The organism is Micromonospora solifontis (assembly GCF_003725545.1).
Lineage (GTDB): Bacteria > Actinomycetota > Actinomycetes > Mycobacteriales > Micromonosporaceae > Micromonospora > Micromonospora solifontis.
The window spans coordinates 1-12,190 of record NZ_RJLN01000051.1; the positions used below are offsets into that span (position 1 = coordinate 1).

14 protein-coding genes are annotated in these 12,190 nt (G+C 74.5%); 5 read left to right on the plus strand and 9 right to left on the minus strand.

Annotated features, from left to right (window positions below; translation table 11 throughout):
• Together EFE23_RS17900 and EFE23_RS17905 are read left to right on the plus strand one after the other, a co-directional pair.
• The coding region (locus EFE23_RS17900) for a hypothetical protein (RefSeq protein ID WP_199737122.1) at positions 1-915 on the plus strand (915 nt) is incomplete at its 5' end.
• A 42-nt stretch (positions 916-957) separates the two neighbouring features.
• Positions 958-1,497, plus strand: coding sequence for an RNA 2'-phosphotransferase (locus EFE23_RS17905; protein WP_123242089.1), 540 nt, complete (start codon positions 958-960; stop codon positions 1,495-1,497).
• A gap of 19 nt (positions 1,498-1,516) precedes the next feature.
• On the opposite strand, the gene EFE23_RS17910 is transcribed toward EFE23_RS17905, so the two are convergent.
• From EFE23_RS17910 to EFE23_RS17945, 8 genes are all read right to left on the minus strand, one after another.
• Positions 1,517-2,032, minus strand: a complete 516-nt coding sequence (locus EFE23_RS17910) for an NUDIX domain-containing protein (RefSeq protein ID WP_123242090.1) — start codon at positions 2,030-2,032, stop codon at positions 1,517-1,519.
• Between the two features lie 40 nt (positions 2,033-2,072).
• Positions 2,073-2,603, minus strand: a complete 531-nt coding sequence (locus tag EFE23_RS17915) for a DUF2199 domain-containing protein (RefSeq protein ID WP_123242091.1) — start codon at positions 2,601-2,603, stop codon at positions 2,073-2,075.
• A gap of 9 nt (positions 2,604-2,612) precedes the next feature.
• Positions 2,613-3,170 (minus strand): riboflavin biosynthesis intermediates N-glycosidase, encoded by a 558-nt coding sequence (gene ybiA / locus EFE23_RS17920; RefSeq protein WP_199737123.1) that lies wholly within the window; start codon positions 3,168-3,170, stop codon positions 2,613-2,615.
• Between the two features lie 87 nt (positions 3,171-3,257).
• Positions 3,258-3,899: an SRPBCC family protein gene (locus EFE23_RS17925; RefSeq protein WP_123242093.1), complete on the minus strand. Its 642-nt coding sequence runs from the start codon at positions 3,897-3,899 to the stop codon at positions 3,258-3,260.
• Entirely contained in the window at positions 3,896-4,258 is a 363-nt protein-coding gene (locus EFE23_RS17930; RefSeq protein ID WP_123242094.1) for an ArsR/SmtB family transcription factor, read from the minus strand. Before EFE23_RS17930 ends, EFE23_RS17925 begins: the two co-directional genes overlap by 4 nt.
• A 23-nt stretch (positions 4,259-4,281) precedes the next feature.
• Complete coding sequence (locus tag EFE23_RS17935) at positions 4,282-6,993, minus strand: cation-translocating P-type ATPase (protein WP_233601043.1); 2,712 nt, start codon at positions 6,991-6,993, stop codon at positions 4,282-4,284.
• A 159-nt stretch (positions 6,994-7,152) separates the two neighbouring features.
• Entirely contained in the window at positions 7,153-7,827 is a 675-nt protein-coding gene (locus EFE23_RS17940) for a peptidoglycan recognition protein family protein (protein WP_123242096.1), read from the minus strand.
• 116 nt (positions 7,828-7,943) lie between these two features.
• Complete coding sequence (locus EFE23_RS17945) at positions 7,944-8,690, minus strand: lysozyme (protein WP_123242097.1); 747 nt, start codon at positions 8,688-8,690, stop codon at positions 7,944-7,946.
• A gap of 238 nt (positions 8,691-8,928) precedes the next feature.
• On the opposite strand from EFE23_RS17945, the gene EFE23_RS17950 reads away from it, so the two are divergent.
• Genes EFE23_RS17950 through EFE23_RS17960 form a run of 3 tightly spaced genes read left to right on the plus strand, consistent with a single transcriptional unit; the run spans position 8,929 to position 11,329 of the window.
• The gene (locus tag EFE23_RS17950) at positions 8,929-9,279 is read left to right on the plus strand and encodes a YciI family protein (RefSeq protein WP_123242098.1); all 351 of its coding nucleotides are present in this window, start codon (positions 8,929-8,931) and stop codon (positions 9,277-9,279) included.
• Positions 9,276-10,496 (plus strand): RNA polymerase sigma factor, encoded by a 1,221-nt coding sequence (locus EFE23_RS17955; RefSeq protein WP_123242099.1) that lies wholly within the window; start codon positions 9,276-9,278, stop codon positions 10,494-10,496. Before EFE23_RS17950 ends, EFE23_RS17955 begins: the two co-directional genes overlap by 4 nt.
• Complete coding sequence (locus EFE23_RS17960) at positions 10,493-11,329, plus strand: SMP-30/gluconolactonase/LRE family protein (protein WP_123242100.1); 837 nt, start codon at positions 10,493-10,495, stop codon at positions 11,327-11,329. The genes EFE23_RS17955 and EFE23_RS17960 overlap by 4 nt, the downstream gene beginning before the upstream one ends.
• An 82-nt stretch (positions 11,330-11,411) precedes the next feature.
• Here the strand turns inward: EFE23_RS17960 and EFE23_RS17965 are convergent, their stop codons facing one another.
• On the minus strand, positions 11,412-12,125 hold the full coding sequence (locus EFE23_RS17965) for a 4-hydroxybenzoate 3-monooxygenase (protein WP_233601046.1): 714 nt from the start codon (positions 12,123-12,125) through the stop codon (positions 11,412-11,414).
• Between the last annotated feature and the right edge of the window lie 65 nt (positions 12,126-12,190).

Genomic DNA, 12,190 nt, shown 5'->3' on the forward strand with positions numbered 1-12,190 from the left:
GTGCCGGCCGCCCGTACCGGACTCGGCGCCCGGCCGAGCCCGTCGGCCCGGCCGTGCACCGTGTTCCCGGCGGACAACGTCTGGCACGCCGACGTCTCCCGGCTGCCGGTGCATCCGCGGTCCGCGGCGATGACCGCCGCGATCGGCGCCGACGCCGCCGTGCACGCCGACTTCGGCTCCGGCCGGTGGGAGGGGGCGCCGATCGGCATCCCGGTCACCGTCGTCCCCGCCGGGCAGCGGCGGGTCCCGGTGACCTTCGGGTACGCCGACGAGAGCGATCCCGGCCCGTACCCGGTCCCGCCGGACGCGGCGGTCGAGGGTGGACCCGGCGGCACCGGCGACCGGCACGTGATCGTCTGGGACAGGACGGCCTGCCGGGCGTACGAACTGTTCGACGCGCACCCGGCGGCCGGCGGCGGATGGCGGGCCGGCTCGGGCGCGGTCTTCGACCTCCGGTCCAACCGGCTGCGCCCGGCCGGGTGGACCTCCGCCGACGCCGCCGGGCTCCCCATCCTCGCCGGGCTGGTCCGCTACGACGAGGTGGCCGCCGGCCGGATCGACCACGCCATCCGGGTGACCGTGCCGCGTACCCGCAGCGGCTGGACCTGGCCGGCCACCCACTCCGCCTCCTCCGCCACCGACCCGGCGCTGCCGCAGCTGGGCCAGCGGCTGCGACTCAAGCGGTCGGTGGACCTGTCCCGCGTGCCGCGGCAGGCCCGGATCGTCGCCGAGGCGATGCGGCGGTACGGCGTGATCGTCGCCGACCACGGTTCGGCCTGGTACCTGTCCGGCGCGCCGGACCCACGCTGGGACAACGACGCCCTGCACGCCCTCGGCGGGCTGCGGGGCAGGGACTTCGAGGTGGTGGACGCCTCCGCCCTGATGGTCAGCCGCGGCTCGGCGGCCGTTCGCTGATATCCCGTCGCCGCCGGCCCGCCGGTCGGTCACACTGGCCGCGTGGATCATCGTGACCTGGTCCGGGTGAGCAAGCGGATGTCCCTGGCGCTGCGGCACCGGCCGGACCGGTTCGGCCTGACCCTCGACCGGGCCGGCTGGGTGCCGGTCACCGACCTGCTCGCGGCGCTCGGGCTCAGCCGCGCCGACCTCGACGCGGTGGTCGCCGGGAACGACAAGCGGCGCTTCGCGGTAACGCGGGGCGCCGACGGCGTCGACCGGATCCGGGCCAGCCAGGGGCACTCCGTCTCCGTCGACCTCGGCCTGGCCCCGGCCGACCCGCCCGAGCTGCTCTTCCACGGCACCAGCGACAGCGCGCTGCCGGCGATCCGCGCCGAAGGGCTGCGCCGGGGTCGCCGGCACCACGTACACCTGTCGCCGGACGTGGCGACGGCCCGGCGGGTCGGCGCCCGCCGGGCCGGCACGGTGGTGGTGCTGACCGTGGCGGCCGCCGCGATGGCCGCGGACGGCTTCGTCTTCTACCGCAGCGACAACGGCGTGTGGCTCACCGACACCGTCCCGCCCGCCTACCTGCGCCGCTGACCCGGTCGGACGGCGCGGCTCAGCCCGCGCGCTGGGCGGCGAGGAAGTCGGCCAGCACCCGGGTGTGCGTGGAGAAGGCCAGCTCGACCGGCTCGGTGAGGACCAGCCACTCGGTGGCCTCCTCGGTCGGCGCGGAGGGCGGCAGGTCGCCCAGCGGCCGTTCCGGCAGCACCCCGAAGACCATCATGGTGCCGCCGGCCGGCGCGCCGTGCACCGCGAACAGCCGCGCCTCGTCGGCGTCGGCCAGCAGGCCGGTCTCCTCGCGCAACTCCCGGACCAGCGCCTCGGACCACTCCTCGCCGTACTCGACGAAGCCGCCGGGCAGCGCCAGCTCGCCCCGGGCCGGCTCGATGTCCCGGCGGACCACCACCACGCCGAGGCCGGCCGGCGTCCGGACCGGCAGCACCGCCACCGCGACGGGCAGCGGGTTGCGCCACACCGTCTCGCCGCAGCCCGTGCAGACCCGGGGCCAGCCGGCGTCCGCCGGGTAGGCGGCGCCACAGAACGAGCAGTGCGAGTACGGTGCGCTGGTCACGCCGCTGCACGTTACCCGCTTGACCGGCGCACCGCGCCGGTCACCCGGTCGAGCCGGGGAGTGGCTCCGGGTGCAGCAGGCGCTCCGCGATCCGCCGGACCTCCGTCATGGTCATGCCGGTCCGCTGCGCCACCGCGAGGGGGTGGTCGGTCGGCTCGACCTCGATGTGCGGCCGGAGGCCCACCGGCTGCGTGTGCACGTGCGTCTTGAGGTTCACCGTGGTCGGCTCGTACACCGGCAGCTCCGTGGAGAGCCAGCCGAAGTAGGGTGTCTCCGCCTCCCGACCCGGGGTGTCCCACCGCGCCAGCATGCGGGCGAAGTTCGCCCCGCTCAGCGACACCCACACGCCCCAGGAGAAGTGACCCTCGGCGTCGCGCAGGGGAATGTCCAGGTTGCCCTGGACGAAGAAGTGCTCGCCGCGGATGACGCAGAGGTCGGGGGTCAGTTCGCTGTCGCCGTCCATGGCCAGCTCGTCGGACCAGTAGACCGGTGCGTGGGTGCGGTAGGAGAGCGGCGCCTCCTCGTGTCGCGCGCCGCACGTGCCGCAGTTGTATCCCAGGTCGTCATGCACCGGACGACCCTAGCCGGCCCGGCGGAGTTCAGCGCGGGCCGCCATCAGGGCGAAGCCGAGCAGGTTCTCGCCCTGCCACCGTCCCGGGTCGCTCGCCCGGGGGTCGTCGGCGGCCAGGCCGATGCCCCAGATCCGGTCCAGCGGGCTCGCCTCCACCAGCACCCGGTCGCCGGTGCCGAGCAGGAACCGCGTCAGCTCCTCGTGCTGGCCGAACTTGGCCACGCTGCCGGCGACCACGATGTCGTACCGGCGGGCCGCCCAGGTCGCCTCGTCGAAGCCGCGTACCTGCCGGCCGAGGGCCTTGGCGCGGTCCGGGTGCCCGGCGGCGAGGACGCGCCCGGCGATCTCCACGTCGCCGAAGAGGGTCGCCTTGTGCCACATCATCCAGTGCTCGGCGGTGGGGTAGGTGCGGCCCTCCACCGTGAAGGGCGCCGGCCACCACTGGCTCAGGCAGCCGGCCCCGACGCTGCCGTCGCGCTGCGGGCGGTGCCCCCAGAAGTGCAGGTACTTCACCGGCTGTCCGGCGTTGACGGCCGCGACGAGCGCGACGACGGATCGGATCGGCATGATCGACAGTCTGCCGGACGGGTGCGACACTGCGCCGGACGCCCGCCGCCGCCGGTCACGGGCGACCGGCGGCGCGACGGTGCCCGGTCAGGGCGTGGGCGCGCCGGTGTAGAAGGCGGTGACCCGGTCGCCCGCGGCGCGGGCCTGGTCGGCCGGGGTGCCGGCGGCGACGCTCGCCTCGGTCCAGCGCGCGCTGCTCTCCGTCATGAAGCGGCGGCCCTCGGCCGAGCCGACCCAGGCGGCGCCCGAGGCCGGGTCGATGCCGGTGCCGTCCGTGGCGAAGTGGGAGGCGAGACCGACCAGCGCCAGGTCCCAGCCGATGCCGACCGCGCCGGGGCCGTACTCGGCCCAGCGCTGGTCGTCGACGTGCGCGACGTGCTCCAGCTCGAACCGGGTGCGCCCCGCGCCGGCGTCGGTGAGCCGGACCTCGATCCAGCTCACCTCGCCGCCGAGCTCCCAGGTGGCGGCGAAGCTGTGCGGCGGGTCGCAGCGCTCGACGGTGCCGCCCGCGTTGCCCTCCAGTTGGTAGCGCCCGCCGAGCTTCAGCTCCCCGGAGACGGGCAGGAACCAGCGGGGGATCCGTTCGGCGCTGGTGCAGGCGTCCCAGACGTCCGCGACCGGCGCGTCGTACGTCTGGCTGATGGTCAGCACGCGGGCCTGGCCGGCGGGCAGCGTACGGCTGCCGAGCCGGCGCTCGACGGCGCTGATCTGTCCGGTCACGTCGATCATGATGTGGTCCTCTCGTCGGGGTTGCCGTCGCGCAGCCGCCGTTCCCGCCGGCCCCGGGCCAGCTCGGTGGCGAGCGCCTCCAGCGGCGGCGTCCAGAACCGGCGGAAGCCGGCCAGCCATTCGTCGACCTGCCGCAGCGGGCCCGGGTCGACGGCGTAGAGGCGGCGGGTGCCCTCGGGTCGCACGGTGGTGAAACCGTGCTCGCGCAGCACCTTGAGGTGTTGCGACACGGCCGGTTGGCTGATGCCGAACTCCCGCTGGACGGTTACGCCCAGCGTGCCGGCGGTCTGCTCGCCCTCGGCCAGCAGCTCCAGGATCCGGCGGCGGACGGGGTCCCCGAGGACGTCGAAGGCGTGCACCGGGCCTTTCTATCACGTAGCACTTATATAAGCGAGTGCTTGTAATGGCGGCGCGCGGCGCGGCGCAACTCGTCGGCGCCCCAGACGATCGGCGGGAAGGCCAGCAGCAGCGCGAGCATGACCGGCTCGGGCGGCCGGGTGCCGAAGACGTCCTGTGCCGGCGGCACGCCCACGATCAGCGCGGCGAAGGCGATCTCGAAGGCGATGCCCCAGAGCAGCAGCCGGTTGCTGAACACGCCGACCGAGCGCAGCGAGGCGTGCTCGGTGCGCGCCGCGAACGCCGTGCCGACCTGGCAGGAGACGATGCCGAGGAAGGTCATGGTGGTCGCCTCGCGGTAGGCGTCGTGCAGCGGCGTACCGGGGCCGGTGGGCGCGCCGGGGCGCCAGCCGGCGCGCAGCAGCACGGCGAAGAAGCCGGCCATCACCAGCGCTGCCGAGATCAGCCCGAGAAACCCCCAGGCGCGGGCCAGCATCGGAGCGTTCACCACCTTGTCGCTGCGTCGCCGCGGCGGCCGGTCCATCAGCCCCGGCTCGGCCGGCTCGCGGCCCAGCGCGAGCGCCGGCAGCGTCTCGGTGCCCAGGTCGATGGCGAGGATCTGCAACACGGTCAGCGGCAGCGGCACCGCCCCGGCGGAGAGCGCGAAGATCAGGAACGGCACCACCTCCGGGGTGGCGTGGGCGAAGATGTAGAGGATGAACTTCCGGACGTTGTCGTAGACCCGGCGACCCGCGGCGACCGCCGCCACGATGGTGGCGAAGTTGTCGTCGGTGAGCACCATGGTGGCGGCCTCCCGGGTCACGTCGGTGCCGGTCCGGCCCATCGCCACCCCGATGTCCGCCCGCCGCAGCGCCGGCGCGTCGTTCACCCCGTCGCCGGTCATCGCGACCACCTCGTGGTTGGCCCGCAGTGCCTCGGCGATGTGCAGCTTCGCCTCGGGCGACACCCGCGCGAAGACCACCTCCCGCCGCTCGCCCAGCAGGTGGCGCAGCCGGTCCGGGCTCATCGCGTCGAGCTGGTCGCCGGTCACCACGGTCGGCTCGCCGCGCACGATGCCGACCTGCCGGGCGATCGCCGCCGCGGTGCGCCCGTGGTCGCCGGTGACCATGATGATCCGGATGCCCGCGGTGTGGCAGCGGGCCACCGCCTCGGGCACCTCCGGGCGGGGCGGGTCGACCATCGCGACGAAGCCGAGGAAGGTGAGGTCCCGCTCGGCCTCCGCGCGCCGCTCGGGCACCCCGTCCAGCGGGCGCCGGGCCACCCCCAGCACCCGCCGGCCCTGCTCGGCCTGCGCGGTCACCGCCGCCGCCAGCTCCGTCCGGTACGCCTCGTCCAGCGGCCGGTCCCCGCCGTCCGGAGCCAGCACCCGGGTGCAGCGGGCCAGCACCTCCTCGGGCGCGCCCTTGGTGTGCAGCGACAGCCGGCCGTCCCGCTCGTCGACCGTGGACATCAGCCGCAGCTTCGGGTCGAACGGATACTGGGTCCGCCGCCCCGGGTGGCCAGCGTCGGTGACGCCGAGGTCGGCGGCGAGGCGCAGCGGGGCCACCTCGGTCGGGTCGCCCGCGTCCGGATCGGCGTTGTTGCACGCCGCCACCGCGACGGCGAGCGCGCACAGCGCCGGGTCCGGCCGCTCGCCGGGCCCGGGCGCGGGGTCGCGCAGCGTGTCGGCGGCCCGGACGGCGACCACCCGCATCCGGTTCTCGGTCAGCGTCCCGGTCTTGTCGGTGCAGATCACGTCGGTGGAGCCGAGGGTCTCCACCGCGCTGAGCCGCTTCACCACCGCACCGACCCGGGCCAGGCCGCGGACGCCGACGGCCAGGGCGAGGGTGATGGTGGGCAGCAGCCCCTCCGGCACGTTGGCGACCAGCAGGCCGATGGCGAACGCGAAGGCGTCCCCGATCGGCATGCCGGCGGCGAGGACCCCGATCGGGAAGAACACCAGCCCGGCGCCGACCGCCACCGCGGCGATCAGCCAGGCCACCCGGCGTACCTGCTTCTCCAGCGGGCTCTCCTCGCGGCCGACCCGCTGCGAGAGGGCGGCGATCCGGCCCAGCTCGGTGCCCATGCCGGTGGCGTGCACCAGTGCCCGGGCCTCTCCGCCGAGGCAGTTGGTGCCGCTGAACACCAGGTTCGCCGCCTCGGTCGGGCCGCCCGCCGCCGAGGGCGCGTCGGCCGAGCGGTAGACCGGCTGCGACTCGCCGGTCAGCGCGGACAGGTCGACCTCCACCGACCCGTCTACCAGCCGCGCGTCGGCGGAGATCCGGTCGCCCTCGCAGACCGCCAGGATGTCGCCGGGCACCAGTTCGGCGGCCGGGATCTCCTGCCAGCGGCCGTCCCGGCGGACCCGGGCCTGGCGGGGCAGGTAGCGGGTGAGCGCCTCGACGGCCCGCTCGGCCTGGCGTTCCTGGACCGAGGCGAAGAGCGCGTTCAGCGCGATCACCACCAGGATCGCCCCGGCCAGCAGGGGCGTGCCGGCGACCCAGGCCAGCGCGGCGGCCACCCAGAGCAGCAGCGCGAGCGGGTGCACCACCTGCCGGCCCAACTCCCGCCACCAGCCGCGCCGCCGCTGCCGGCGCAGCTCGTTCCGCCCGTACCCGGTCAGCCGGCTTCGGGCCTCGGCGGTGGCCAGGCCGTCCGGGCCGGAGTCGAGCGCGGCGTACAGCTCGGCCAGCGGCGCGCGCGGGTCGGCGTCGCCGCCCGCCGTCCGCCGCTCCGCCACGATCCCAGGCTGCGACACCTCCGGCACCCACCGCGCCGGTTTCCGGCCATTCCCCGGTTCTGGTCGCGTTCTGGTCGCCTCGGCGCGCTCGATCCTGGAGGTAGTGGCATCGTGCCGGCGACGAGGCCACCACATCCAGGTTCTCGGCGCCGCCGCGCCGGGCCGGATCGGGGCGGGTCAGCCGCCGAGCCGGGCGGCGACGGCGCTGCGCAGCTCCGGCAGCCGGTCGTGCAGCAGCCCGGGGCACTGGGTGTTGTTGAAGTCCTTGTGTCCGTAGATCTCGCTGGCCGGTATGCCGTACTGCTGGCAGGTGAACGCGCAGAACCAGATCAGGCTGTCCCAGAGCGCCTGCGGCGGCTGCACGTCGAGATAGATGCCGTCGTTCTCGATGCCGATGGCCTGGCTGTTCTGCCCGACGCAGTGCGCGCCCTGCACCATGGTCTGCCCGTGCAGCAGGGCGTACAGGCTGCCGTGCCGGCCCTCGGTGAGGTAGCCGCCGCGGCTGTTGGTGAAGTGCTGTCCGGAGTCGAGCCAGCCGTTGGTGTCCATGTGCAGGTCCTGGATGTCCCGGGAGTTCCGGTAGGCCTGCGCCAGGCTGTAGTCGGTGGTGTTCGGGAACGCCGTGTGATGAATGATGATCTTGTTGGGGCGGCTCTGCACGACGCTGACCGCCGACGACGGCGGGCGGGCGCCCCAGGTGGCGCAGTTGGCGATGGTCGGCTGGTCGACCGCGCCGGCGACGGCCCGGGCGTCCCGGTCGCCGCCGAACTGGCTCAGTGCGGTGGCGCCGGCGGCGGCGCCGAGCAGGACCGCGCCGCGCAGCACGGCCCGCCGGGGCAGGTGGGCGGACATCGGGGCCTCCTTCTCGGGTACGGACGGACACCGCCGGTGGCGGGCGGCTGCTCCGGGTCGCGGCGTGGGGTCAGCAACGCCGGGCCGGGACGGCCGGCCCACCACCGGCGGGCGGGTCAGCAGGGTCCGTTGCAGGCCAGCACCTTGAGCCGGTCCAGGCTGCCGTTCCAGACGTCCTGGTCACCCGGGAAGGTGCCGGAGGAGGCCCACTGCCAGAAGGAGTACGTCCCCCAGCCGGCCGGCAGGGTGCCGACGCTGCTGGAGTAGCGCGCGATCCAGAGCGGGTTGTTCGAGGCGAACTGCGAGGTGTTGCCGGTGCAGGTGCTCCACCAGTCGGTGGTGGTGTAGATGGTGGCCCACCTGCCGGTCCGCGCGTAGTACTGGTTGACGAACGAGGCGATCCAGCTGCGCATCGAGGCCTGGCTCAGGCCGTAGCAGGTGGAGCCGTACGGGTTGTACTCGATGTCGAGCGCGCCCGGCAGGGTCTTGCCGTCCTTGGACCAGCCGCCCCCGTGGTCCACGAAGTAGTTGGCCTGGGTGGCGCCGCTCGTGGTGTCCGGCCGGGCGAAGTGGTACGACCCGCGGATCATGCCGACGTTGTAGGAGCCGTTGTACTGCTGGGCGAAGTACGGGTTGGTGTAGTAGGTGCCCTCGGTGGCCTTGACGTAGGCGAACCGGGCGCCGTTGTTCCAGGCGGCGGACCAGTTCACGTTGCCCTGGTAGCTGGAGACGTCCATGCCGGGCAGGCCGCTCGGGGCGGCGCTGGCGGGCGTGGCGCCGAGGGTGACCGAGGCGGTCAGGGTGACCGTGGCGAACAGGGCGGCGGCGGCGGTGCGCAGCGCCGATCGCAGGGGACGGTGCATGTTTCCTCCCTGGGGGTTGCCGCGTGCGGCGGCGGGAGCCTGACGAAAGGAACTGTCAGTATTACGTCACACTGCGGAGATTTTTTGCAATAGATGTATGGAAGATTTTCTCTATCTTCGGATCGGTGGGCGGGGTCCGGGAAAGTTCGCCGCCCGGCATGTCGATACCGGCCCCGCCCGATCGTGTGGAGGGTGGAGGGGACGGCACGACGCCGGCCCGCCGGACGAGGAGGACCACGTGAAGCAGTACCTGATCAGCATGTACCAGCCGGCCGGCGCGGAGCTGCCGGACCCGGAGTTCCTGGCCGGGGTGATGCGGGAGGTCGACGCGATCGGCCGGGAGCTGAAGGAGTCCGGCAACTGGGTCTTCGGCAACGGCCTGCACGCGCCGGAGACCGCGACCGTGCTGCGCCCGAAGGGCGACGAGGTGCTGGTCACCGACGGGCCATACGTGGAGGGGAAGGAGTACCTGGGCGGCATCACCGTCATCACCGCGCCCGACCTCGACGCCGCCCTCGAGTGGGCCCGCCGGTACGCCCTGGCCACCACCCTGCCCGTCGAGGTGCGCCCGTTCCAGGGCGAGGCATGACGGGACCGTCGCACGTCGAACGGGCCTTCCGGGCGGAGTACGGCCGGGCGGTCGCCGTCCTGGTCCGCCTGCTCGGCGACATCGACCTGGCCGAGGAGGCGGTGCAGGAGGCGTTCGCCACGGCCGTGGACCGGTGGGCCGTCGACGGTCCGCCGCCCAGCCCCGCCGGGTGGATCATCACGACCGCGCGGAACCGGGCCATCGACCGGCTGCGCCGCGACGCCTCCCGGGCCGACCGGCACGCGCAGGCAGCCCTCCTGTACGCCCCCGACCCGCCAGCCGAGGAGGGCCCTGTGCGCGACGACCGGCTCCGCCTGATCTTCACCTGCTGCCACCCGGCGCTGGGCACCGCCGCCCGGGTGGCGCTGACCCTGCGGCTGCTCGGCGGCCTGAGCACCGCCGAGATCGCCCGGGCCTTCCTGGTACCCGAGCCGACCATGGCGCAGCGCCTGGTCCGCGCCAAGGCCAAGATCCGCGACGCCCGGATCCCGTACCGGGTGCCGCGCGACGCGGACCTGCCCGACCGGCTGCAGGCCGTGCTCGCCGTGCTCTACCTGATCTTCACCGCGGGGCACACGGCCGGCTCGGGGGAGCGGCCGGTCCGCGACGAGCTGTGCGCCGAGGCGATCCGGCTGGGCCGGCTGCTCGCCCGGTTGATGCCGGACGAGCCTGAGGTGCTCGGCCTGCTCGCGCTGATGCTGCTCACCGAGGCGCGCCGCCCCGCCCGGGTGGCGCCCGACGGCGCCCTGGTGCCGCTCGCCGAGCAGGACCGGGCCTGCTGGGACCGGGCGCTGATCGCCGAGGGGCAGGCGCTGGTCCGCCGCTGCCTGCGACGGAACCGGCCCGGCCCGTACCAGATCCAGGCCGCGATCGGCGCGGTGCACAGCGATGCGGCCACCGCCGCCGACACCGACTGGACTCAGATCCTCGCCCTGTACGACCAGCTCACCGCCTGCGCCCCCGGCCCGGTGGTGGCGCTGAACCGGGCCGTCGCGCTGGCCGAGGTGCACGGCCCGGCGGCCGCGCTGGCCGAGGTGGACCGGCTCGACCTGGCCCGCTACCACGTCTTCCACGCCGTCCGCGCCGACCTGCTGCGCCGGCTCGACCGGCCCGCCGAGGCCGCCCGCGCGTACCAGGCGGCGATCGACCACACCGGGAACGCGGCCGAGCGGGCCCATCTGTCCCGCGCCCGGGACCTGCTGAGGAGTGTCGAATGAGCGAACCCCGCATCCTGCTGGACGGACTGGCGTTCGGGGAGTCGCCCCGCTGGCACGACGGACGGCTCTGGCTCGCCGACTGGGGCGCGGGGGAGGTGCTGGCCGTCGACGACGCCGGCCGGACCGAGGTGGCGGCCCGGGTGGACGGGCTGCCGACCTGCCTCGACTGGCTGCCCGACGGGCGGCTGCTGGTGGTCGCCGGGCGTGCCGGCCGGTTGCTGCGCCAGGAGCCCGACGGCACCCTGGACCCGTACGCCGACCTGGCCGGGCTGGTGCCGCACCCCTGGAACGAGGTGGTCACCGACGCCCGGGGCAACGCGTACGTGAACACGATCGGCTTCGACTTCCCCGGCGGGGAGTACGCGCCCGGCGCCATCGCCCTGGTCAAGCCGGACGGGGCGGCCCGGATCGTCGCCGACGACGTCGCCTTCCCCAACGGGATGGCGCTCACCCCGGACGGGCGCACGCTGATCGTCGCCGAGTCGTACGCGTCCCGGCTCACCGGCTACGACGTCGCCGCCGACGGCTCGCTCACCGGTCGGCGGGTCTGGGCGACCGTGCCGGACTCCGCGCCGGACGGCATCTGCCTCGACGCCGACGGTGCCGTCTGGTACGGCGACGTGCCGAACCGGTGCGCGGTCCGGGTCGCCGAGGGCGGCCGGGTGCTCGACCGGATCGACCTGGACCGCGGCTGCTTCGCCTGCGCCCTCGGCGGTCCGGACACCCGAACCCTGTTCCTGGTCGCGACGGAGTGGAGCCTGGCGGCGCTGGCCGGTGGGCCGCGCACCGGTCGGGTGCTGACCGTGCCCGCGCCGGCCCCGGCCGCCGGGTGATCGGGCGGTCCGGTGCGGTTGACGGTGGCCGCGCAACCGCACCGGGGAGCGCTGGCGCCGGCTCCTGGCCGACGGGCGGCTGTCACACCTCGGGCAGGCCGACGTAGTTCTCGGCCAGGCTGGTCGCGTACGCGCGGGACGTCGCCACGTAGCGCAGCGTCGAGGTCTGCAGCTTCGCCTCGTACGCGTCCTGCCCGTCCAGCCGGTGCAGCATGGAGGCCATCCACCAGGAGAAGTGCTGCGCCCGCCAGACCCGACGCAGCGCGGTACCGGAGTAGTTCTCCAGCAGGTCGGTACGCCCCTCGCCGTACCAGGCGGCGAAGGCGTCGCCGAGCAGGGCGACGTCGGCGAGCGCCAGGTTCATCCCCTTGGCGCCGGTCGGCGGGACGATGTGAACGGCGTCCCCCGCCAGGTACAGCCGCCTCCACTGCATCGGCTCGACCACGAAGCTGCGCATCGGCGTGATGCCCTTCTCCAGGATCGGCCCCTCGTTGAGCGACCAGCCCGGCACGGTCTCCAGCCGGGCCCGCAACTCCGCCCAGATCCGCTCGTCCGGCCAGGCGTTGATGTCCTCGTCGGGGGCCACCTGCAGGTAGAGCCGGGAGATCTCCGGCGAGCGCAGGCTGTAGAGGGCGAAGCCGCGCTCGTGGTTGGCGTAGATGAGCTCCTCCACGGCCGGTGCAGCGGCGGCGAGGATGCCCAGCCAGGCGAACGGGTACGTCCGCTCGTACGTGGTCAGCACGCCGTCGGGCACCGCGCCCCGGCTCACCCCGTGGAAGCCGTCGCAGCCGGCCACGAAGTCGCAGTGCAGCTCCTCCGCCGTGCACCGACTACAAGACCGCGCTGCACCTGATGCGGACC

Excerpts from the sequence above, each read along its gene's own strand:
- ybiA (WP_199737123.1), bottom strand. The coding sequence starts at position 3,170 with ATGCCGATCCGATCCGTCGTCGCGCTCGTCGCGGCCGTCAACGCCGGA.
- EFE23_RS17925 (WP_123242093.1), bottom strand. The coding sequence starts at position 3,899 with ATGATCGACGTGACCGGACAGATCAGCGCCGTCGAGCGCCGGCTCGGC.
- EFE23_RS17940 (WP_123242096.1), bottom strand. The coding sequence starts at position 7,827 with ATGTCCGCCCACCTGCCCCGGCGGGCCGTGCTGCGCGGCGCGGTCCTG.
- EFE23_RS17945 (WP_123242097.1), bottom strand. The coding sequence starts at position 8,690 with ATGCACCGTCCCCTGCGATCGGCGCTGCGCACCGCCGCCGCCGCCCTG.
- EFE23_RS17955 (WP_123242099.1), top strand. The coding sequence starts at position 9,276 with ATGACGGGACCGTCGCACGTCGAACGGGCCTTCCGGGCGGAGTACGGC.
- EFE23_RS17960 (WP_123242100.1), top strand. The coding sequence starts at position 10,493 with ATGAGCGAACCCCGCATCCTGCTGGACGGACTGGCGTTCGGGGAGTCG.